Annotated in this window: 16 protein-coding genes; 2 read left to right on the top strand and 14 right to left on the bottom strand. The window is 72.1% G+C overall.

The window, feature by feature from the left end; all coding sequences use genetic code 11:
- Nucleotides 1-96: 96 nt before the first annotated feature.
- The 12 genes from ACFWZ5_RS36735 to ACFWZ5_RS36680 all read right to left on the bottom strand — a co-directional run bounded on the left by ACFWZ5_RS36735 (nt 97) and on the right by ACFWZ5_RS36680 (nt 15,450).
- Nucleotides 97-1,800 carry a dipeptide ABC transporter ATP-binding protein gene (locus ACFWZ5_RS36735; protein WP_384797007.1) on the bottom strand — a complete coding sequence of 568 codons (1,704 nt, stop codon included), beginning with the start codon at nt 1,798-1,800 and terminating at the stop codon, nt 97-99.
- A complete protein-coding gene (locus tag ACFWZ5_RS36730; protein WP_384797010.1) occupies nt 1,797-2,783 on the bottom strand; it encodes an ABC transporter permease in 987 nt (328 codons plus the stop codon). The genes ACFWZ5_RS36735 and ACFWZ5_RS36730 overlap by 4 nt, the downstream gene beginning before the upstream one ends.
- Before the next feature lie 3 nt (nt 2,784-2,786).
- The gene (locus ACFWZ5_RS36725; RefSeq protein WP_384797013.1) at nt 2,787-4,559 is read right to left on the bottom strand and encodes an ABC transporter substrate-binding protein; all 1,773 of its coding nucleotides are present in this window, start codon (nt 4,557-4,559) and stop codon (nt 2,787-2,789) included.
- Nucleotides 4,560-4,657: 98 nt separating this feature from the next.
- Nucleotides 4,658-5,569 (bottom strand): ABC transporter permease, encoded by a 912-nt coding sequence (locus tag ACFWZ5_RS36720; RefSeq protein ID WP_384797016.1) that lies wholly within the window; start codon nt 5,567-5,569, stop codon nt 4,658-4,660.
- A 368-nt stretch (nt 5,570-5,937) separates the two neighbouring features.
- Nucleotides 5,938-7,023: a S1 family peptidase gene (locus ACFWZ5_RS36715; protein WP_384797019.1), complete on the bottom strand. Its 1,086-nt coding sequence runs from the start codon at nt 7,021-7,023 to the stop codon at nt 5,938-5,940.
- Between the two features lie 308 nt (nt 7,024-7,331).
- Nucleotides 7,332-8,222 (bottom strand): slipin family protein, encoded by an 891-nt coding sequence (locus ACFWZ5_RS36710; RefSeq protein ID WP_384891858.1) that lies wholly within the window; start codon nt 8,220-8,222, stop codon nt 7,332-7,334.
- A 147-nt stretch (nt 8,223-8,369) separates the two neighbouring features.
- The gene (locus ACFWZ5_RS36705) at nt 8,370-9,275 is read right to left on the bottom strand and encodes a S1 family peptidase (RefSeq protein ID WP_384805681.1); all 906 of its coding nucleotides are present in this window, start codon (nt 9,273-9,275) and stop codon (nt 8,370-8,372) included.
- A 260-nt stretch (nt 9,276-9,535) separates the two neighbouring features.
- The gene (locus ACFWZ5_RS36700; protein WP_384805682.1) at nt 9,536-10,363 is read right to left on the bottom strand and encodes a DUF1684 domain-containing protein; all 828 of its coding nucleotides are present in this window, start codon (nt 10,361-10,363) and stop codon (nt 9,536-9,538) included.
- 5 nt (nt 10,364-10,368) lie between these two features.
- On the bottom strand, nt 10,369-11,742 hold the full coding sequence (locus ACFWZ5_RS36695) for an NtaA/DmoA family FMN-dependent monooxygenase (RefSeq protein ID WP_384805684.1): 1,374 nt from the start codon (nt 11,740-11,742) through the stop codon (nt 10,369-10,371).
- Nucleotides 11,739-12,824: an LLM class flavin-dependent oxidoreductase gene (locus ACFWZ5_RS36690; RefSeq protein ID WP_384805686.1), complete on the bottom strand. Its 1,086-nt coding sequence runs from the start codon at nt 12,822-12,824 to the stop codon at nt 11,739-11,741. The genes ACFWZ5_RS36695 and ACFWZ5_RS36690 overlap by 4 nt, the downstream gene beginning before the upstream one ends.
- Nucleotides 12,821-14,590 carry an FAD/NAD(P)-binding protein gene (locus ACFWZ5_RS36685; RefSeq protein WP_384891855.1) on the bottom strand — a complete coding sequence of 590 codons (1,770 nt, stop codon included), beginning with the start codon at nt 14,588-14,590 and terminating at the stop codon, nt 12,821-12,823. The genes ACFWZ5_RS36690 and ACFWZ5_RS36685 overlap by 4 nt, the downstream gene beginning before the upstream one ends.
- The gene (locus ACFWZ5_RS36680) at nt 14,587-15,450 is read right to left on the bottom strand and encodes an amino acid ABC transporter permease (RefSeq protein WP_384805643.1); all 864 of its coding nucleotides are present in this window, start codon (nt 15,448-15,450) and stop codon (nt 14,587-14,589) included. The genes ACFWZ5_RS36685 and ACFWZ5_RS36680 overlap by 4 nt, the downstream gene beginning before the upstream one ends.
- 557 nt (nt 15,451-16,007) lie before the next feature.
- Here ACFWZ5_RS36680 and ACFWZ5_RS36675 point away from each other — a divergent pair.
- Nucleotides 16,008-16,958 (top strand): ABC transporter substrate-binding protein, encoded by a 951-nt coding sequence (locus ACFWZ5_RS36675; RefSeq protein WP_384891852.1) that lies wholly within the window; start codon nt 16,008-16,010, stop codon nt 16,956-16,958.
- Between the two features lie 53 nt (nt 16,959-17,011).
- Here ACFWZ5_RS36675 and ACFWZ5_RS36670 read toward each other — a convergent pair whose 3' ends face one another.
- Nucleotides 17,012-18,298 (bottom strand): DUF5685 family protein, encoded by a 1,287-nt coding sequence (locus tag ACFWZ5_RS36670; protein ID WP_384805639.1) that lies wholly within the window; start codon nt 18,296-18,298, stop codon nt 17,012-17,014.
- A 376-nt stretch (nt 18,299-18,674) separates the two neighbouring features.
- On the opposite strand from ACFWZ5_RS36670, the gene ACFWZ5_RS36665 reads away from it, so the two are divergent.
- Nucleotides 18,675-19,121, top strand: a complete 447-nt coding sequence (locus ACFWZ5_RS36665; RefSeq protein ID WP_384805637.1) for a cell division protein SepF — start codon at nt 18,675-18,677, stop codon at nt 19,119-19,121.
- A gap of 9 nt (nt 19,122-19,130) precedes the next feature.
- Here the strand turns inward: ACFWZ5_RS36665 and ACFWZ5_RS36660 are convergent, their stop codons facing one another.
- Nucleotides 19,131-20,309 (bottom strand): acyl-CoA dehydrogenase family protein, encoded by a 1,179-nt coding sequence (locus tag ACFWZ5_RS36660; protein WP_384805635.1) that lies wholly within the window; start codon nt 20,307-20,309, stop codon nt 19,131-19,133.
- Nucleotides 20,310-20,443: the final 134 nt, after the last annotated feature.

Here is a 20,443-nt window from a genome sequence, read left to right as displayed (position 1 = left end):
CCCGCCCACCTGGTGCAGGTGGGCGGGGCACCGCCGTTGGGGAACCCGGTCCGCCGCCCCGCCCCCTCCACGGGGCGGTGGACCGGGAAGGTCCGGTCAGACCACGGCGGCGAGCAGGTCGCGCGTGTACGCGGCGCCCGGCCGGTCGAAGATCTCCTCGCGGGTCCCGGTCTCGACGATCTCGCCGTGGCGCATCACCGCGACCCGGTCGCAGAAGTGCCGTACGACGGCCAGGTCGTGCGAGACGAAGAGCAGCGAGAGCCCGAGCTCGTCGCGCAGGTCCATCAGGAGGTTGAGGACCTGCGCCTGTACGGAGACGTCGAGCGCGGACACCGGCTCGTCGGCGATGATCAGGCGCGGGCGCAGGGCCAGGGCACGGGCGATGCCGCGCTGGCGCTGGCCGCCGGAGAACTCGTGCGGGTAGCGGTCCAGGTGGTCGGCGGACAGGCCGACCTGTTCGAGGAGTTCGGCCGCGCGCTCGCGGCGCTCGGCGGAGCTCGCCCGGGTGTGGACGCGCAGCGGTGTGGTGACGATCTCCTGGACGGTGCGCCGCGGGTTCAGCGAGGCGTACGGGTCCTGGAAGACCAGCTGCACCTCGCGGCTGAGCTCCCGGCGCAGCGCCGCGGACCCGGCGGCGCCGGAGATGTCGCGGCCGGCGAAGCGGACCTCGCCCGCGGTCGGCCGCTGGAGCCCGGCGAGCACCCGGGCCGTGGTGGACTTCCCCGACCCGGACTCGCCGACGAGGCCGAGGGTCTCGCCCTCGCGCACGGCGAGGCTGATGCCGCGTACCGCGCGGGCGGGCTCGCGGCGCCGCCCGAGCAGGGTGCGGCCGCCCCCGAACTCCACGCGCAGGTCGGTGACTTCGGCGAGGGGGCGCTCGGGGGGTGCGACCAGGGCCCGGGCGGCGGTGCGCGGCTTGGGGTCGGGTTCGTCGACCGTGGGCAGGCGGGTGCCGGGGACGGTGGTGAGGGTGGGGGCCGCGCCGATCAGGGCGCGGGTGTAGGGGTGTTCGGGGGCGGTGAGGACCCGCCCGGTCGGCCCCAGCTCCAGCTGCCGGCTGTCGCGCATGACGAGGACGCGGTCGGTGGTGTGTCCGACCACGCCCACGTCGTGGGTGACCAGGACGACGGCGGTGCCGTGCTCCTGCCGCAGCTCGTCGAGCAGGTCGAGGACCTGGCGCTGGACGCGGGCGTCGAGCGCGGTCGTGGGCTCGTCCGCGATCAGCACGTCCGGGCTGTTGATCAGCGCCATCGCGATCATCACGCGCTGGCGCATGCCGCCGGAGAACTGGTGCGGGTAGTCCCGGGCGCGGGCGGCGGTGATGCCGACCCGCTCCAGGATGTCGGCGGCCCGGTCGCGGGCCTCCCCGCGGGACGCGCCCCGGTGGTGGATGCGGTAGGCCTCGGCGAGCTGCGCACCCACCGAGTGGAAGGGGGACAGGGCGGCGAGGGCGTCCTGGAACACCATCGCCACCCGGGAGCCGCGCAGCGCGCGCAGCTCCGCCTCGGACGCGCCGACGACCTGCGTGCCGCCGACCTGGACGCTGCCGGTGACGCGGGTCCGCGCCGGGTCGTGCAGGCCCATCGCGGCCAGGCCCACGGTGGACTTGCCCGAGCCTGACTCCCCCACCAGGCCGAGCACTTCGCCGCGCGCCAGGTCGAAGGTGACGCCCTCGGCGGCGGTGACGGCGCCGCGCGGCCCGGTGAAGGTCACACTCAGGTCGCGTACGCGCAGAGCGGGAGCCACCGGAGCGACAGCGGCTGCCGGATCAGCGGCGGCTGTCGGATCAGGAGCGGTCATGCGAGCCTCACCCTCGGATCGAGCCACGCGACCACGAGGTCGGCGACGAACACCACGACGAAGAAGGCGGCGAGCAGCACGGTGCCGACGACGGTCGGCAGGTCGTTCTGGACCACCGCGTCCACGGCGAGCTTGCCGACGCCGCTGAGCCCGAACACGGTCTCGGTGATGAACGCGCCGCCGAGCAGCGCGCCCACCTCCAGGCCGAGGAGCTGCACCAGCGGCGCCGCGGCACCGCGCGAGGTGTACTTCAGATGGGCGCGCAGCGGGCTGAGGCCCTTGCCGCGCGCGGTGCGCACGTACCCCTCGTGCATGACCTCCAGCATCTGGGCGCGGGAGAGCCGGGCGAACACGGCGGCGTTGACGAAGCCGAGCACCAGCCAGGGAAGCAGCATCCCGGCGAACCAGGCGCCGGGGTCCTCGCCCGGCGCGGTGTAGCCGGGCAGCGCGAACCAGCCGGTCTGGTACACGAGCAGGTACTGGAGCGCGTAGCCGAGGAAGTAGATCTGCACGCTGGCCCCGACCAGGGTGAAGCCGGACAGGAGCCGGTCGGCGGGGCGCCCGCGGCGCAGCGCGGACACGAAGCCCGCGCCGACGCCCGCGACGAGGATGACCGCGAGCGCGCCGCCCGCGAGCGACAGGGTGACCGGGAACCGGCTGGTGATCGCGGCGCGCACCGGCTCGTGCAGCGCGTAGGAGTAGCCGAGGCAGGGCGCGTCGCAGGCGATCGGGGTGCCGTCGACGTCCGCGATGGTGCGGCCCGCGAACAGGCCGCGCACGTAGTCGGCGTACTGCGCGAGGACCGGCTCGTCCAGGCCCATGCTGTCGCGCACGGCGGCGATCTGGGTGGCGTCGCACTTGGGGCCGCAGGCGATCACGGCCGGGTCGGACGGCGCGGCGTAGAACAGCGCGAAGGCGGTCGCGGAGATCGCGAGGAGCACCAGGACCGCCTGCAGCGCCCGTCGGATGACGTAGGCGAGCATGGGTCAGGACTTCTTCAGGTACAGCCAGGCGGGGCTGATGGTGCCGTAGATCGGGTGGATGAAGGCGCCGCCGACATCGGCGCCGCGCACCTGCTGGACGCGCTGGTGCAGGAACGGCACGAGCGGCACGTCCTTCATGATCGTGTTCTTCTCGAGGGCGATGAGCTCCTTGGCCTTCTTCGTCGCGTCGCCGGTCTTGGCGATGCGGTCGAGCTCCTTGTCGACGGCCGGGTTCTGGTAGCGCGGGTCGTTGTCGAGGGTGTCGCGGCGGCTGTCGAAGCGGTACGGGACGCCGGTGGCCGGGGTCGGCCAGTCCACGGACGAAGTGGACAGCCACAGGTCGTACTTCGGGTCGGCGCCGCGCAGCACCTCGTTGGTGTACGCGGGCAGCGGCAGCGGCTTGGTGACGAGCTCGATGCCGGCCTTGGCGAAGGCGTCGACGAGGACCTGGGCCATGCGGTCGTTGACGGCGGTGGCCTCGTAGGCGTAGCTGAGGCGCTTGACCGGCTTCTCGGCCTTGGCCAGGTGCTCCTTGGCCTTCTTGATGTCACCGGTCGGCGCCACCGGGTTGGTGTCGTACTTCTGCCAGCCGACGATCGCGGGCGAGGAGTAGGTGGTGGCGATGTCGCCGACGCGCGGGCCGCCGAGCGCCTGGCGGGCCTGCCGGCGCGGGAAGAGGTAGTGGATGGCCTTGCGGACCTCCAGGTCGGCGACCCGGTCGTTCCTGATCACCAGGTGGGAGGAGAACGCGCCGCGCCGCCCGTCGACGATCAGGGCCTTCTTCTTCGGGTCGCGGTTCGCCTCGCCGATCAGCTCGGGCGGGAACTCGTTCTTGGTGGTGACGGTGGCGGCGCCGCCACCGCGCCCGTTGAGGATCTCCTGGGCGGTGTTGAGCTCCTTCTTCTCGAAGGTGAACTCGAACTTGTCGGCGTACTGGTGGCGGATCGGGTCGGTGTCCGCCTTCCAGTGCGGGTTCTTCTCCAGGGTCAGCGACTGGTTCTGCCGGTGCTCGACGATCCGGTAGGGGCCGGTCGCGAAGGGCTTGAGGTCGTAGCGGGTGCCGGTGTCCTTGTCGGGGCGGACCGGCGACGAGGAGGACTGGGCGGCCATGAACGGCACGTCGGACTGCGGCTTGTGGAAGCGGAAGACGATGGTCTTCGCGTCGGGCGTCTCGATGCGGTCGAAGTCGCCGTCCTTCTTGGGGCCGCCGTAGACCTTGCGGGCCTGGGCGAGGTCGGGCTTGCCGGTGAGCCACTGCGGCCAGTAGGGCGGGCCGACCTCGAAGCCGGGCGCGAAGGTGCGCTCGATGCCGTACTTGACGTGCTTCGAGGTGATCGGCTTGCCGTCCTCCCAGGCGATGCCGTCCTTGAGCTTGTACGTCCACGTCCGGCCGCCGTCGGAGGCCTTGCCGATGTCGGTGGCGAGGTCGCCGACCAGCTTCGGCTTGCCGTCGACGACCTGGTACTGGGTGAGCTGGCGGCCCCACAGCAGGGAGGTGTTGTAGGTCTCGCCCGCGTAGATCTTCTGCGGGTCGAGGTGGCCGTAGTCGCGCAGGTTGGCGACGCGGATGGTGCCGCCCTCGCGGGCGCCCTCGACCGCGGGGGCCGGGCCCGCGCTGTCCTTGGCGCTGCCGACCCCGGCGACCAGGTCGGCCTCCTCCTTGGGCGCGGCCCCGTCGCCCTTGGAGCCCGCGCCGGCCGAGCAGGAGCACAGCACGAGCAGGGCGGATGCGGCGGCGACGGGCACGGCCACGGCGCGTGAGGTGATCCTGGGCATGGTGAACTCCGTTACGGGTGGGACGGGGTGAAGGCCGCGCGCGAGGTGGTGCGCGAGGTCGCGGAAGAAGCGGTACGAGAGGTGGCGCCGAGGGCGCGTCAGCGGCGGGTACGGGGGTCGAGCGCGTCCCGCACACAGTCGCCGAGCAGGTTGAAGGCGAGGACGAAGAGCAGGATCGTCACGCCGGGGAAGGCCATGTAGGTCGGGTCGTCGTAGAAGACCTCGGAGCCGCGGGCGATCATCCGGCCCCAGTCGGGGATGGGCTCGCTGATGCCCACGCCGAGGAAGGACAGGGCGGCCTCGGCGGTGACGACGCCGGGCAGGGCGATCGTGATGTGCACGAGGACGGGCGCCCAGACGTTGGGGAGCAGTTCGCGCAGCACGATGTGGCGGCGGGACGCGCCCACGGCCCGCGCGGCCTCGACGAACTCCCGCTCGCGCAGGGAGCGGACGGTGGTGCGCAGCATCATCGCGAGGGGCACCCAGCCGAACGCCGCGAAGATCAGGACGAGGACGGTGAACTGCATCCAGGCGGGCTCGCTCTCGCCGGGCCCCACGAAGCGGGTCTGCACGATGGGGCTCAGGGCGAGGAAGAGCAGCAGCGTGGGGAAGGCGAGCAGCACGTTGCAGACGAACGTGAAGACCCGGTCGGCGAGGCCGCTGAGGTAGCCGACGGTCACGCCGAGGACGACACCGAGTACGGCGATGAGGGCGACGGACGCCCCGGCGACGAGCAGCGAGGTGCGGATGCCGTACAGGAGCTGGGTGAACACATCGCGCCCGAGGCCGGGCTCGAGGCCGAACCAGAAGTCGCCGGACATGCCGCCGTTGGGCAGCACCGGCAGGCCCTCGGGGCTGAGCAGCCCCGGCTCGTTCTGGCCGTAGTGCTCGGTCGGGTTCTTGCCGTAGAGCGCGGCGACGAGCGGCGCGGCGAGGGCGAGCAGCACGAAGAAGACGACCACGCACAGCGCGGCCATGCCGAGTCGGTCCCGGCGGAAAGCACCTTGCATGCGGAACATTAGAGCCAGCGGTACGGCGCCTTTGCAAATCCTCCACGGAAAGCATTTCAGGAATGCTGCGGGGATTTACAACCGCGCAACATTCAAGGCCCTCATAAACGGGCAAACACGGGCATGTCACCCACATTGAGATGTGCGCCACATGCAAGGTCATGGCGGCGCACAGCCTTGCTTCTCAAGGTCACCCGCCCGATCAACCTGCGCATCACACATCAATCTACGCGCGTCACCCTATGGAAATTCAGGGAAGCCGAATTATTCAACCTGCTTCCGAAAAACCCTCCGAAGGGAATGAAGGAATAGCGAAGGGCCCCGGAAACCGAGAGGTTTCCGGGGCCCGCGGAGCGTCGAACCAAGCGTCAGCCGATTTCCGCACCGAAGGCCTGCAGGGCCTCCGGCACCGGCTGGAAGAAGGTCTCGCCGCCGGAGGAGCAGTCACCGCTGCCGCCGGAGGTCAGGCCGAGCGCCGTGTCGCCCGCGAAGAGCGCGCCGCCGCTGTCACCGGGCTCGGCGCACACGTCGGTCTGGATGAGCCCGTTCACGACGTCGCCGTTGCCGTAGTTCACGGTGGCGTCCAGGCCCGTGACCTTGCCGTCGTGCACCTGCGTGGTGGAACCGCTGCGCTGCACCTGCTGGCCGACGGTGGCCTCGCCCGCCTTGGTGATCTTCTGCGTGCTGCCGTTGTAGAGGTTCACCTCGCTCGGGTGGGCGGTGTCGCCGGAGTACTTGACGATGCCGTAGTCGTTGTCGGGGAAGCTGGAGCCCGCGTTCTCGCCGATGGGCTGGCCGCCCTGCTTGTCGGACCAGTTGGAGACGGCCTCCGTGCAGTGGCCCGCCGTCAGGAAGTGCGGGGCGCCGTCCTTGACCACGTTGAAGCCGAGGGAGCAGCGGCTGCCCTGGCCCCAGATGGCGTCGCCGCCCGCGATGAGGGGCTTGAACTCCCCCTTGGAGCGCTGGAGTTCGACCTTGCCGCCGAGCCCCTTCACGACCTTGTCGAGCTTCGCGAGGTCCGCGCCCTTGACGGTGCGGTCCGCGGTCACCACGACCTTGTTGGTGGCCGGGTCGGTGGCCCAGGAGGTGCCGGGGATCGACGCCTTGTCGGTGAGCGCGGCGCGGGCGCTCTTCAGCTCCGCGAGGGAGTTCTCGACGACCCTCGCTTTGCCGCCCGCCGACTCGACCGTCTTCGCGGCGCTGACGTCGAGCACGTTCACGACGAGCTGCTTGGCCTTCGCGTCGTAGTAGGTGCCCGCGCCGTCCGCGCCGAGCTCCTTGTCGAGCGAGGAGGCGAGCTTTCCGGCCTGCGCGACCGAGAGGGTGTCCGGCGTGGGCGTCGAGTCACCCTCGTCGGCGTTCGCAGTCTGCAAGGTGATTCCGGCGGCGATGAGCGCCGCCACACCCGCGCCGGCCAGGGCAGCACGTCGTCTGGGTATGCGTCGGTGCGTCAACTCACGTCCTCCTGTGGGGGGTTCGATCCGGTGGGGTGTGGGGACCCCGGCCGGTCGATCGATGGATGCGCATGGAGGTGCCACGCTGGGAAAGCCGCGTCCATGCCAATAGGACGCGGCCCACTATTCCCAGGCCCACAGGCCGCACACAAGGTCTACTTCGGGACGCGCGCCCGACAACGGCCGGGCGCTCCCGGCCCGTTCACAGAGGGCGATCACACCACGTCGTCCCCGAGCCCGTCCCCGTTGCAAACACCGCGTGCGAGGGGGTGATGGGCAGCGGGTGAGGACTAGTCCTGTCCTGATCCCTACGTTTCCGGGGTGTCGGAAGCCTCGGCTCCGCCGATTTCTGAACGCCCAACTCCGCTTTCCGGCAAGCCTTCCGGCCGGTTCTCCGACAGACTTTCCGGCAGTGCGGTCGGCTCGGCGGGTGACGGCCCCGCCTGCGCCCGCTCCAGGAAGCGGAGGAGTTCGACGGGGAAGGGCAGGACGAGGGTGGAGTTCTTCTCGGCGGCGACGGCCACGACGGTCTGCAGCAGGCGCAGTTGGAGGGCGGCGGGCTGTTCGGACATCTCCTTGGCCGCCTCCGAGAGCTTCTTGGAGGCCTGGAGTTCGGCGTCGGCGTTGATGACCCGGGCGCGGCGCTCGCGGTCGGCCTCGGCCTGGCGCGCCATGGAGCGCTTCATCGTCTCCGGCAGCGATACGTCCTTGATCTCGACGCGGTCGATCTGCACGCCCCAGCCGATGGCGGGGCTGTCGATCATCAGCTCCAGGCCCTGGTTGAGCTTCTCGCGATTCGAGAGCAGGTCGTCCAGGTCGCTCTTGCCGATGATGGACCGCAGCGAGGTCTGCGCCATCTGCGAGACCGCGAAGCGGTAGTCCTCCACCTGCACGACGGCCTCCGCCGCGTCCACCACCTTGAAGTAGATGACGGCGTCGACCCGCACCGTGACGTTGTCCCGGGTGATCCCGTCCTGCGCGGGCACGGGCATCGTCACGATCTGCATGTTGACTCTGCGCATCCGGTCCACGAACGGCACGATCATCGTGAACCCCGGCCCGCGCACCGCCCGCTGCAACCGCCCGAGGCGCAGCACCACGCCCCGTTCGTACTGCTTGACGACGCGTGCCGCCGCCAACAGACACACCACTCCGGCAGACGCGACGACCGCACCCGCCGTCACCAGCTCCTCGACCACGACGGCCCCCCAAGGTCAGCATGGGGCGAATAGGGCATGCAGTACGAAGGTAACGCGCGCTCCACCCAAGGGCGAGCCCCCGCCCGTGAGTGGGGCGGGGGCTCGTGGCTGCTGGCCGTGCGCGGGTCAGTGGGAGCTGACGAGCGATCAGTACACGCTGACGTTGTACGCGCGCAGCGCCTCGGTGACCGGCTGGAAGAACGTCGTGCCGCCGGACGAGCAGTTGCCGCTGCCGCCGGAGGTCAGGCCGAGCGCCGTGGTGCCGGCGTAGAGCGGGCCGCCGCTGTCGCCGGGCTCGGCGCAGACGGTGGTCCGGATCAGGCCGCTCACGACGTCACCGCCGCCGTAGTTGACGGTCTGGTTCAGGGCGGTCACGCGGCCGGAGTGCGTGCCGGTGGTGGAGCCGCGGCGCGTCACGTTCTGGCCGACGGTCGGGTCGGCGGCGCGCGTGATGTCCTGGCTGCCGACGGTCCCGGACTTGGTGATGGAGCTGTTCGTGTACCGGACGATGCCGTAGTCGTTGCCGGGGAAGCTGGAGCCCGACGTCGTACCGAGCACGGTCGTCTTCGACGAGTTGGCCCACCACGTGCCCGCGCCGTCGGTGCAGTGCCCGGCGGTGAGGAAGTAGTAGGTGCTGCCGTTGCGGACGTTGAAGCCGAGCGAGCAGCGCCAGCTGTCGGCGTACGTGGCGTCGCCGCCGGAGATGTACTTCTGGAACTTCCCGGCCGTGCGCTCGATCTTCAGGGCGCCCGCGTTGCCGCCCGCCGCCTGCTTCAGCTCGGCGATCTCGGCCTTGGAGACCGTGCTGTCGGCGGTGACGACGACCTGCTTGGTCTTCGCGTCGACGCCCCAGGCGGTGCCTGCCACGTCCGCGGCGAGCACGGCGTCGCTCGCCGCCGTCAGGTCGGCGGCGCTGTACGTCCGCGACGACGCCTCGTCCGCGTTGGCGGCGGGCACGGCGAGCGCGGCGGCGGCCACGAGCCCGGCCGCGACGGCGAGGGTGCGGGAGTGTCTCGATATACCGCTGCGGGGGGTGGTGCGCTTGATCCTCACTGCTGGTTCCTCCCGAGGGGAAGTCAGGGGGCCCTGTGGGATGGGGCCCGTGAGGCGCAGCCAAAGGGCGGGACGCATTCCGGTTACGCCGTGCCCCTGACAAGCGCTGCACGGGAGTATTGGGGGCCGCCGTCGCACCGCACAAGGGGCCGCCGCCCGCCAACTTGGCCGGATACCACCGCACACCCAGCAGCCCCGGTGGGCTCCGTACCTGTCGTACGCCACCGGGGCTCCTGGATCATCGGCACCCGTCCGACGTGTCAGCGGCCGAGAAGGTTCCGTTCGCCCGCGGCGATCTCGGCGGTGAGGGTGTTGCCGGGCGGCGGGAAGGGGCAGATGAAGTGGTCGGCGAACGCGCAAGGCGGCAGCAGGGCGCGGTTGAGGTCGACCGTCGTGCGTCCTTCGGCGTCGGGCGCGGCGGGCCGCAGAAAGCGGAAGCGGTAGCTGGAGGTGCCGCTGGTCGCGTCGGCGAAGACGGCCCACAGCGAGCCGTCGCCCTCGACGGTCACCTGGAGGGTGTGGTCCTGCCCGCCGAGCCGGAAGGCGAGTTCACCACCGAGCCCGAGCCCGCGCGCCACGCCGTCGGCGTTGGCGACCTGGACGGTGCGGTCCTGCGCGTACGGGGTGAAGCGGCCCTCGACCGCGAAGTCCGGGTCGTACGCGGTGGCCTCGATGCCCCGGAACGCGCGGCGCGCCGGCGCGTCCGGGTCGAAGTCGCGCACCGCCCACAGGCCTTCGCGGCGCAGCACGACCAGGCGCCGCTCGCCGAGCGCGAGCCGGGCCGCGGTGACCGGGCCCGGGTCGGCGGTGAGGCGGGCCTCGCCGGTCAGGGGCTGCCCGTCGAGGGTGAGGCCGTCCGCCGCGGCCGCGGTCAGGACGAGGGCGTCGCCGTCCTCCGCCCAGTGGCCCGGCAGGCCGGGGAGCGTGCCGTCCGGGTGGTCGGCGAGCCAGTGCGTACCGGTGAGGGACAGCGGGCCGTAGGGCGCGGAGACGGTCGCCGTGCGCTGTTCGTGCCACTGCTTCCAGTCGTGCGCCGCCTGCTCGCGGGCCTCGGCGTCCGGGCCCCCGGTGCCTTCCGTCGTGCTCATGTTGATCAACCCTTCGCTACGGGCTCGGGCAGCCCGAGATGTGAGCGCAGCGTCGCGCCCTCGTATTCCGTGCGGAACGCGCCGCGCTCCTGGAGCAGCGGCACCACCCGTTCGACGAACTCGTCGAGCCCGCCCGGCGTCAGGTGCGGGATCAGGATGAAGCCGTCGGCCGCGTCCGCCTGGACGAACGCGTCGAGCTGCTCGGCGACGGCGGCGGGCGTGCCGATGAACGACTGCCGCCCGGTCGTCTCGATGACGGTCTGGTGGAGGGACAGGCCCTTGGCGCGGGAGAGGGCACGCCACTTCTCCGCCACGGCGAACGGGTCGCCGACCTTCACGCGGCCCTGGACGAGCGTCGACTCCGGGTCCGGGTCGATGTCGGGCAGCGGCCCGTCCGGGTCGTACGCGGACAGGTCGACGCCCCACACCTGCTCCAGGGCGAGGATGGCGTTCTGCGGGGAGACCTGCTGGCGGCGGATCTCGATGGCGCGCTCCTGGGCCTCGGCCGCGGTGTCGCCGAGCACGAGGGTCACGCCCGGCATGATCTTGAGGTCGTCCGGCGCGCGCCCGTACGCCGCGAGCCGGCCCTTGACGTCCGCGTAGAACTCCCGGCCCGCCTCCAGGGTGCCGTGCCGCGTGAAGATGACGTCGGCGGCGGACGCGGCGAACTCCCGGCCGTCGGACGAGTCGCCCGCCTGGATCACCACCGGGTGCCCCTGCGGCGAGCGCGGCACGCCGAACTCCCCCGCGATGTCGAAGTGCTGCCCCTGGTGGGCGAACGGCCGCGGCTCCCCGGGCGAGCCGTCGGGGCCGCCGGGCGTCCAGGAGTCCCACAGCTCCCGCGCGGTGGCGACGAACTCGGCGGCGCGGGTGTACCGGTCGGCGCGGTCCAGATAGCCGCCGCGCCGGAAGTTCTCGCCGGTGAAGGCGTCCGACGACGTGACGACGTTCCAGGCGGCGCGGCCGCCGCTGAGGTGGTCGAGGGAGGCGAGCCTGCGGGCGAGTTCGTAGGGTTCGTTGAAGGTCGCGTTGACGGTGGCGGCGAGGCCGAGCCGTTCGGTGACGGCGGCGAGCGCGCTCAGGACGGTGAGCGACTCGGGCCTGCCGACGACGTCCAGGTCGTGGATGCGGCCCTTGTGCTCACGCAGCCTGAGCCCCTCGGCGAGGAAGAAGAAGTCGAACAGGCCGCGCTCGGCGGTGCGGGCCAGATGCTCGAAGGACGAGAACTCGATCTGCGAGTGCGAGCGGGGGTCGGCCCACACGGTGGTGTTGTTGACGCCCGGGAAGTGGGCGGCGAGGTGGATCTGCTTCTTCCCCCGTGAAGGCTGCGTACGGTGCGTACGGTGCGTGGGGGGCGTGCGGTGCGTGCGCTGGGTCATGACGGGTCTCCCGCAGTCGCGTCGGCGTAGCGGTTGGCGGGCCGGGCGAGGCCCAGGTGCTCCCGGAGCGTGGTGCCCGGGTAGAAGGTGCGGAAGAGGCCGCGGTGCTGGAGCAGCGAGACGGTGCCGTTGACCAGGCGCTCAAGGTCGCGGCGCGGCTCGACGGGCGTGAGGTGGAAGCCGTCGACGGCACCCGACGCGTGCCAGGCGGCGATGAGTTCGGCGAGGTCGACGGGGCCGCCGCGGTACAGCGGCCCGTCGGCGGTGGGCAGCGGGCCGCCGCCGTGTCCCGGCTGCGCCGCGCACTCGCCGCCGCCGAGGTCGACGACGAGCGCGGCGAGCACCCGCAGCTCGCCCGGGTCGCGGCCGGCACCGGCGGCGCGCCGGTGCAGCTCGGCCCGTGCGGCGCCCGCCTGTGCGGGGCTCGCCGCCCGCACCAGGGCCACGTCCGCGTGCCGGACGGCCGTGTCGCGGGAGTGCTCCGCGGTGGCGTCGACCACGACCACCGGGTGGCCCTGCGGCGGGCGCGGCACGATCGAAGGGCCGCGCACGGAGAAGTCCGTGCCCTGAAAGTCGACGTAGTGCAGCTTGTCCCGGTCGATGAAGCGCCCGGTCGGCACGTCCCGGATCTCGGCGTCGTCCTCCCAGCTGTCCCACAGGCGCCGAGCGACATCGGTCACCTCGCCCGCCTCGCGCCACAGCGCGTCGCGCGACGCCGCCCTGCGCCGCCCGAACAGCTTCGCCTCGGCCGCGGTCGTCGACACGTCGACCGTCCAGCCCGCGCGGCCGTGGCTGACCCAGTCGAGCGTGGCCACGGCGGCCTGGACGTGGAAGGGCTCGGTGTGCGTGGTGGTCACCGTCGGCACGAGGCCGATGCGGCCGGTGGCGGGCGCGATCCGGGAGAGCACGGCGAGCGCGTCGAGCCCGTGCCGCGCGAAGGAGTCGCCGAGCGTCACGAAGTCGAGGGCACCGCGCTCGGCGAGCAGCGCGAGCTCCCGGTAGGGCGCGGCGTCGTGGGCGCCGGGCTTGTCGATGGCGGCGGCCAGGTGCAGGGTGCCGCCGCCGGAGGGCGTTGCGGTCATCGCTGTGCCCCTTTCAGGAAGGTGAGGACGGCGCGCGCGGTGGCGTCGTTCTGCCGGAAGGACGGGCTGTTGGTGCGCGGCCGGGTGAAGGCCCCGGCGCCGCGCGCGTCGGTGCCCGGGCCGAGCGCGAACCGCCGCGGGTGCGGGCTGCCCGCGCGGTCCCGGACGCGGCCGTCGGAGGGGTCGACGGCGAGCAGGCCGTCGGGGGTCTCGGCGACGCCCTCGTCGTGCAGGGCGCGCAGGAGCGGGTCGCGGGTGCGGGCCAGCGTGGGCTGCGGGAGCCGGGCCTCGACGAGCGCGCGGGCCTCGACGTGCCGGCCCGGCACGGTGGCGCTCGTCGCCCGGAACACCCCGTCGCGCGCCTCGACGCGCATGTCGGCGCCGAGGAACCGCACGACTCCGGCCCGCGAGAGCGCGAGCAGCTGCCGCAGGCGCGGCCCCGGAGGGCCGGACGCGAGGTAGCTGAAGTACCCGTGCCACCAGGGCCCGATGTCGCCGAGCCGCACCAGCTGGCCGTAGACGGAGAGCAGGCCGAGGAACACGGCGAGGTCGGGGCTGTGCGCGGGGTCGTGGCGGCGGGCGAGGTCGGCGGTGACATAGGCGCGCAGACCGTCCTGGAGGCCTTCGTACGAGGTGTGGCGGACGCCGTCCAGGGGGTGGTCGAGCGCGGTGAGGTCGAGGCGGTCGGCGGGGTCGGGCACGGCGGAGCTGACCAGGGCGGCGAGCTCGGGGCTGCCGGGCGGGCAGGCCGCGTACTTCTCGTCGAAGTCCGCCCAGGCGGTGGTGGTGCGGTCGGGGTGGGCGCCGAACAGGCGGTGGTAGTGGGCGAAGCCCAGCTCCTTCTCGACGAGCGGCCACACGTCGCGCCCGAAGTCGAACCCTCCCGGCCTGGCGAGCAGCTCGTCGATCTGCGCGGGCCCCAAGTAGCGCGGCAGCGGCGGCCGTTCCCCGTCGTCCCAGGTGTAGCCGATCTTGGAGTGGTACGGCACGCCGCGCCGCGATCCGACGTACAGGACCGGCTCGCGCCCCGACGGCACATAGGTGTCGCCGTCGTGGCGCCCGCCCCGCCCTTCCGTCAGGAGCACCATCAGGTCGACGAAGGCGAGCCCGAAGCCGCGTACGAGGACGGGGGCGCCTCCTTCGAGCGCGCCGAGGTCGCTGTCGGCGGTGAAGTCGGGCGGCAGGTGGACGAGTCCGTGGCGCCGCGCGTAGCGGGCCAAGTGCCGTTGTTCGTCGTCGAGTTCGGCGTCCAGATGGCCCTGGGCGAGGATCACGAGGTCGCCGAGGAGCGGGCGGGCGCGGCCCTCAAGCCACACCTGCTGGCGGCCCGCCCGCGGCCCGGTCAGGCGCAGGGCGCGCCGCGCGTGGTGGTGGACGGCGATGCCGGGCGGCAGGTCGGCCACGGCCTTCTCGTACACCCAGCGCAGATACGCGCCCTGGGTCTGCCGTCCGGCGAACCGCCGGCCCTCGACGCCGGCCCACTCGTGCAGCGCGGGCCCCGGCAGGACGGGGCCCGCCACCTCCACCGTGTCGTCGGTGAACATCGTGACGTCCTGGGCGTGCGAGTTCATCCAGAGCAGCGGCGACTGCTCCTCGCGCCAGATCCGCCCGGGCCCCGGCGGGTAGGGGTCGACCAGGTGGATGTCGAGCCGGGCGTCCGCGTACAGGGACGGGGCGTTGGCGGCGACGCGTTCGAGGAGTCCGGTGGCGCGCGGGCCCGCCCCGACGATGACCAGGGAGGGCGCCACCGCCGACGGGGTGCTCATCGGGCCCGCTCCGAGCCGCGCGCGTAGTGCTTCTCCACGTAGTACTGGCCGACGCTGAGCACGGACGTGACGACGACGTACCAGAGGGTGGCGACGAGGAGCAGCGGGATGACCTGGTAGGTGCGGTGGTACACCAACTGCACGGAGTACAGCAGGTCCTGTACGGCGATGACGCTGACGATCGAGGTGCCCTTGAGCGTGCCGATGAGCATGTTCCCGGCCGGAGGCACGATCGAGCGCATGGCCTGCGGGAGCACGATCCGCCACAAGCGGCGCCACCGGCCGAGCCCGAGCGACTGCGCGGCCTCGACCTGCCCGCGGTCGACGGAGAGGATGCCGCCGCGCACGACTTCGGCGGCGTACGCGGCCTCGTGCAGCGTGAGCCCGACGACGGCGATGGTGACGGGCCCGAGCAGGTCGACGGTCTTGACGCCGAACAGCGTCGGGTACAGCGCGCCGATGTTGAACCAGAAGAGCAGCTGCACCAGGATCGGCATCGACCGGAAGAACCAGACGTAGCCCCAACTGACCGAGCGCAGCACGGGGTTGGCGGAGAGTCTGCCGAGCGCGAGCAGGGTGCCGAGCGCGAAGCCGAGCGCCATCACGGCGCCGGTCAGCCACAGCGTGAGCCACAGGCCGCGCAGCACGGACGCGGTGGTGAAGTAGTCGCCGACGACGCCCCACTGGAAGGCCTCGTTGCGGGCCACGGAGTTCGCGGCGAGGGCGAGGGCCACGAGGACGACGGCGGCGGCCGTCCACTGGCCGAGGTGGCGCCGGGGCACGATGCGGGGTTCGGCGGGGTCGTCCCCGGGCGGGTCGGGGCGGCGGACGGCCACCTTGGCGAGGGCGTCGGATGACATGCGAGGGCTCCGATGGTGCGAACGGTGCCTTCACATACGCCGCGTGAACCACGCGAGCCACAGGGGGCCGACCGGCCCGCACGGACCGAGCCCCTCAGCACGGGTCCGCTCATGGAGACTACGTGGCACGTCGCGCCCGCTGTCAAGGCCGACCCAGGAGCCGTCCCACGCATCCGTCCAGAATATGAGCCGTACGTCTCAACGCAGTTGACGCGGAAACGGATGCCTGTTCCACTTGTGCTCATGCATCCGCAGCAGTGGCTGGTCAAGCGCTCCCACATCGACTTCGGTCGCGTGTGGTCGGCGTCGTGTTGATGCACTTCTGAGCCGACCGCCACCCCGCGCTGCCGGGCGCGATGCCCATCCGCGCCCAGCCGTTCCACGATCCGGACCGGTCGTCTCACGTTCTCCGGCACTTCCGTGCAGCCCCGCTCCTCCCGCGCACCCGCGCGCCCTTGTCCCGCCCTCACGCACGTCCGTGTACGCGGCCACCCCTCCCCTCGCCTCACCTCGCCCGTCCTTCACCCCTGCCTCACAGCACCGGAGAACGTCACGCCATGCGCACGTCCCGCACGTCCCTGTCCGCCTTCGCCCTGATCACCGCCGCCGCGCTCGCGCTCACCGCGTGCGGCTCCGGCGACTCCACCGACAACGCGGCGGGCGCGGCGCCCGCGGGCGGGAGCGCAAAGCTGCCGACGACGGACGTGGTGTCGTCGGTCAAGAAGAACGGGAAGGCGGCGGGCCTGCTGCCGCCCGACGTCCGTGAGCGCGGCACCCTCAGAATCGCCACCAGCGTCGGCGGCACCCCACCGGGCTCCGCCTATCTGGAGGACGGCAGAACCGTCGTCGGCCAGGACATCGACTTCGCCGACGCCGTCGCCAGGGCGCTCGGCCTGCGCCTGAAGCGCGAGACCGCGAGCTTCGAGGCGATCCTGCCGTCCCTCGACAGCGGCAAGTACGACCTGGGCACCGGCAACTTCGGCGTCACCGAGGAGCGCAGGAAGACCATCGACTTCGTCACGTACATCAACGACGGCCAGGGCTTCGCCGTCCGCGACGACAGCAAGCTGAAGAAGGTCACGGACTTCCGTCAGCTCTGCGGCCTGAACGTGGCGACCGGCGCGGGCACCACGTTCGAGGTGACCCTCGAGGACAACAAGCACGTGTGCGAGGACGCGGGCAAGAAGCCGTACAGCGTGAAGACGTACACCGAGCAGGGCGCGATCTGGGGTGCGCTCCAGCAGGGCCGCGCCGATGTGGTGATGTCGACCATCAACGGCCTGCGGTACGCGGTGAAGCAGCAGCGGGGCCTGAAGTTCCTCGGTGAGTTCCACCGCCTGGACGTGGGCTTCGCGTTCAAGAAGGGCACGAAGCTGGCGCCCGCGTTCCAGGCGGCGGTGAATCAGCTGATCAAGGACGGGACGTACGACCGCATCCTGAAGAAGTGGGGCACGCGGGGGTCGGCGATCACCGAGTCCCGGATCTCACCACCCGAGATCACGGACTGACGGAACGTCACCCCGGGGGCTTGCGGCGCCGCGGCCCGAGCGGCGCTGTGTCCTCAGTCGCAGCACGAGCAGCAGTCACAGCAGTCGCAGCAGTCCGCGTCCCGGCAGGCGCCCTTGCGCTTCTTCCGGGACCAGGGGCCCTCGTACTCCTTGGCGCAGCACATCCGGCAGGTGCAGAACAGGCCGATCGCGGCGGCGCACCCGGCCCAGAAGCCGCGCCGGGGCTTCGACGGCTCACCGCCCCACCCACCGGACCCACCGGCCCCGCCGTAATTCCCGCCGCCGGACCCCCCGTAGCCCCCGCCGCCGTACGCGTCACCCCCGTGGTTACCGGCCCCGTGCGAGGACCCGTCCCCGTAGGGCCCGGACCCCCACGCGGCGTACCCCGAACCGGATCCCGAACCCGACCCCGAACCCGATCCGTCGTACGCGGTCACCTCGTGCCCCGCCGCCCCGCTCACCTCGTGCGGCGCGTGCCCGCACGAGGTGGTGCCGAAGGCCCGGTCCACCGAGCGGCCGAGCTCGTGCACCAGCAGGAAGTGCGCAAGCTTGGCGTCGGTGAACCGCACCTCGTTCAGGGCGAGCCGGATGCCGTGCAGGGCGTCGTCGGCGAGCCGTCGCGCCTCGGCGGCCGTGGTGCCGGTGGCCGTGATCGGGTTCCAGGCGCCCGCCTCGGCGTCGGCCCGCCGGTCCTCCACGGCGTCGAGGAGGTGCGCGAGCCTGCCGAAGAGCCGGCCGGCCTCGGCGAGCGGCTCCGCGTTGCCGGGCCGGCCCGCGAGGAGCGCGGTGTGCGCGAAGGCCGCGGCGGTCGCGGTCTCGGTCGGCTCGGTGACGGTGAGCAGGGGCGTGCCGGGGCCGGCCAAGGCCTCGATGCCCTCCTGCCGTTCGACGGCGTCGAGCAGGACCGCCGTGTCGAAGCCGACGTCGGCGCCGGTGCGGGCGCCCGCCCGGTCCCACCGTCCGGCGACCCGGCGCGCCGCGGCGGCGACCGGCTTGCGGGCGAGGATGCCGTCGCCGTCGACGACGTGGTCGCGCACCTTCGCGGAGGCCAGGACGAGCGAGACGGCGGCGGCGAGCCGCGCCCCCTCGCCCTGCGCCACCGACGCGGTGCGCATACCGCGCAGCGGGCAGGGCCCCGCGGTGCGCCGCCACCCCGTCGTCTGCTCGGCCTGAGCCTCCGTCAGAACGGAGATGATGAGCCCGTCGTAGTTGGTCACGACGCGCGCGAACTGCCCGTGGTCACCGCGCAGCGCGAGACACAACCCGCACAGATGCGCCATCCACTGGGTCTTGAGCCCCTCGCCTAGGCGATGGCTGCAGGGCCTGACGATTCCGAACAAGACGACTCCCCCGTGCACCTGATGAGTGCGATGCGTGGTCAAGAAGCGTGGGCGCGATGCGTGCTGACGGTCTTTCGACGACACCACAGCAGCACCACGACGATGCCCCGGGACCGAACTCCTGCATGGTATCGACCGATCCGATCACCCGGACGCACCAGCCGTCACCCATACGCCGCGAAGAATCATATTTCACTCTCTGTCAGCAGCCGTGCACGGCAATCCCCTTGCGACAGCACGTGCGTCGGCCCGCCGACTGTGCACCAGTACCGTCACGAAACCCCCGCGCGGCGGCTATCCCCTTGGCGCACCATCCGCATCATGGACGACCATAGGGGTGCGGAACTCAGGGAAACCGCTGCGAGAGGAGGCGTCCATGGGATCGGTGCGCAAGGCGAGTGCCTGGCTTGGCCTCGTCGACGACAACAACGACGAGCGTTACTACGACGGCTACGAAGACGACGGGGCCGATGGCCCCGAGGCCGCCGAGGCCTGGGTCACGGACCCGCGCGTGAAGGTGGCGTCGGACGCGGCCGAGGAGAAGGGCGCGCGGATCGGCACGATCACGCCGGACAGCTTCCGCGACGCCCGCGGCATCGGCGAGCTGTTCCGCGACGGCGTGCCCGTCATCGTGAACCTGACGTCGATGGAGGCGGGCGACGCCAAGCGCGTCGTGGACTTCGCGGCCGGGCTCGTCTTCGGCCTGCGCGGGTCGATCGACCGGGTGGCGCACCGGGTCTTCCTGCTGACCCCCGCCCACACGGAGATCGTCAGCGGGGAAGGTCCGGGGCGCCGGGCCGACGGCTTCTTCAACCAGAGCTGAGGCGGGGCCTCACCGGAACGCGTCGAGTCCGGTGAGCGCCTTGCCGAGCACCAACTGGTGCATCTCGACGGTGCCCTCGTAGGTGAGCACCGATTCGAGGTTCGTGGCGTGCCGCATCACCGGGTACTCGAGGGAGATCCCGTTGGCGCCGAGGATCGTGCGCGAGGTGCGGCAGATCTCGATCGCTTCCCGTACGTTGTTGAGCTTCCCGAAGCTGACCTGCTCGGGCCTGAGCCGTCCCGCGTCCATGCGCTGCCCGAGGTGGTGCGCGAGCAGGACGCCCTTGTGGAGCTCGACCGCCATGTCGGCGAGCTTGGCCTGGGTGAGCTGGAAGCCGCCGATGGGCCTGCCGAACTGTTCGCGGGACTTCGCGTAGTCGACGGCCGCGTCGAAGCAGGCGCGGGCCGCGCCCATCGCGCCCCAGACGATGCCGTAGCGGGCGTGCGTGAGACAGCCGAGCGGGCCCTTGAGGCCGGTCACCCCCGGCAGCACCGCGTCGGCGGGGAGCCGCACCTCGTCCAGGACGAGCTCGCTGGTGACGCTGGCGCGCAGCGACCACTTGTGCTTGATCTCCGGCGCGGAGAAGCCCGGGGCGTCGGTGGGTACGGCGAAGCCGCGGATCCCGTCGTCGGTCTGCGCCCAGACCACGGCGACTCCCGCGACCGACCCATTGGTGATCCACATCTTGCGCCCGGTCAGGACCCAGTCCGTCCCGTCCTTCTTCGCGTACGTGCGCATGGCGGCGGGGTCGGAGCCGTGGTCGGGCTCGGTGAGCCCGAAGCAGCCGATGGTCTCGCCCGCGGCCATCCCCGGCAGCCACCGCTGCTTCTGCTCCTCGGAGCCGTACTTCCAGATCGCGTACATCGCGAGCGAGCCCTGTACGGAGACGAGGGAGCGGATGCCGGAGTCGGCGGCCTCCAGCTCCAGGCAGGCGAGCCCGTACTGGACGGCGCTCGCGCCCGCGCAGCCGTAGCCCGTGAGCGACATGCCGAGCGCCCCGATCGAGCCGAGCTCCCGGGCGAGCTCCCTGATCGCCGGGAGCTCGCCGCTCTCGTACCACTCGGCGATGTGCGGCAGGACGCGGTCGGTGGCCCAGGCGCGGACGGTGTCGCGCACCGCGAGGTCCTCCGGGGTGAGCAGGTCGTCGATGCCGAGGGGGTCGGCGGGGTCGAAGGGCGGCAGCGGCATGGGGGCCTCCGGAGGACTTAACTAGCGCTGGTAGTCAGGTACGGCTCGGCTCGACGCTACGACGCGGTTCCCTGCACGTCCAGGCCGACCTTGCCGGGGGCTCCCCAATCCCGCCCCTTCCCGAATCCAGGGGG

The organism is Streptomyces sp. NPDC059003 (assembly GCF_042740445.1).
Taxonomy (GTDB): domain Bacteria; phylum Actinomycetota; class Actinomycetes; order Streptomycetales; family Streptomycetaceae; genus Streptomyces.
The sequence above is the reverse complement of the archived record's forward strand: the minus strand, read 5'-3'. Positions and strand labels throughout refer to the sequence as shown.

What these genes read in the sequence shown, in the direction of transcription:
- ACFWZ5_RS36725 (WP_384797013.1), bottom strand. Translation starts at nt 4,559, where the DNA reads ATGCCCAGGATCACCTCACGCGCCGTGGCCGTGCCCGTCGCCGCCGCA.
- ACFWZ5_RS36735 (WP_384797007.1), bottom strand. Translation starts at nt 1,800, where the DNA reads ATGACCGCTCCTGATCCGACAGCCGCCGCTGATCCGGCAGCCGCTGTC.
- ACFWZ5_RS36730 (WP_384797010.1), bottom strand. Translation starts at nt 2,783, where the DNA reads ATGCTCGCCTACGTCATCCGACGGGCGCTGCAGGCGGTCCTGGTGCTC.
- ACFWZ5_RS36660 (WP_384805635.1), bottom strand. Translation starts at nt 20,309, where the DNA reads ATGCCGCTGCCGCCCTTCGACCCCGCCGACCCCCTCGGCATCGACGAC.
- ACFWZ5_RS36690 (WP_384805686.1), bottom strand. Translation starts at nt 12,824, where the DNA reads ATGACCGCAACGCCCTCCGGCGGCGGCACCCTGCACCTGGCCGCCGCC.
- ACFWZ5_RS36675 (WP_384891852.1), top strand. Translation starts at nt 16,008, where the DNA reads ATGCGCACGTCCCGCACGTCCCTGTCCGCCTTCGCCCTGATCACCGCC.
- ACFWZ5_RS36685 (WP_384891855.1), bottom strand. Translation starts at nt 14,590, where the DNA reads ATGAGCACCCCGTCGGCGGTGGCGCCCTCCCTGGTCATCGTCGGGGCG.
- ACFWZ5_RS36680 (WP_384805643.1), bottom strand. Translation starts at nt 15,450, where the DNA reads ATGTCATCCGACGCCCTCGCCAAGGTGGCCGTCCGCCGCCCCGACCCG.
- ACFWZ5_RS36695 (WP_384805684.1), bottom strand. Translation starts at nt 11,742, where the DNA reads ATGACCCAGCGCACGCACCGCACGCCCCCCACGCACCGTACGCACCGT.
- ACFWZ5_RS36720 (WP_384797016.1), bottom strand. Translation starts at nt 5,569, where the DNA reads ATGCAAGGTGCTTTCCGCCGGGACCGACTCGGCATGGCCGCGCTGTGC.
- ACFWZ5_RS36665 (WP_384805637.1), top strand. Translation starts at nt 18,675, where the DNA reads ATGGGATCGGTGCGCAAGGCGAGTGCCTGGCTTGGCCTCGTCGACGAC.
- ACFWZ5_RS36700 (WP_384805682.1), bottom strand. Translation starts at nt 10,363, where the DNA reads ATGAGCACGACGGAAGGCACCGGGGGCCCGGACGCCGAGGCCCGCGAG.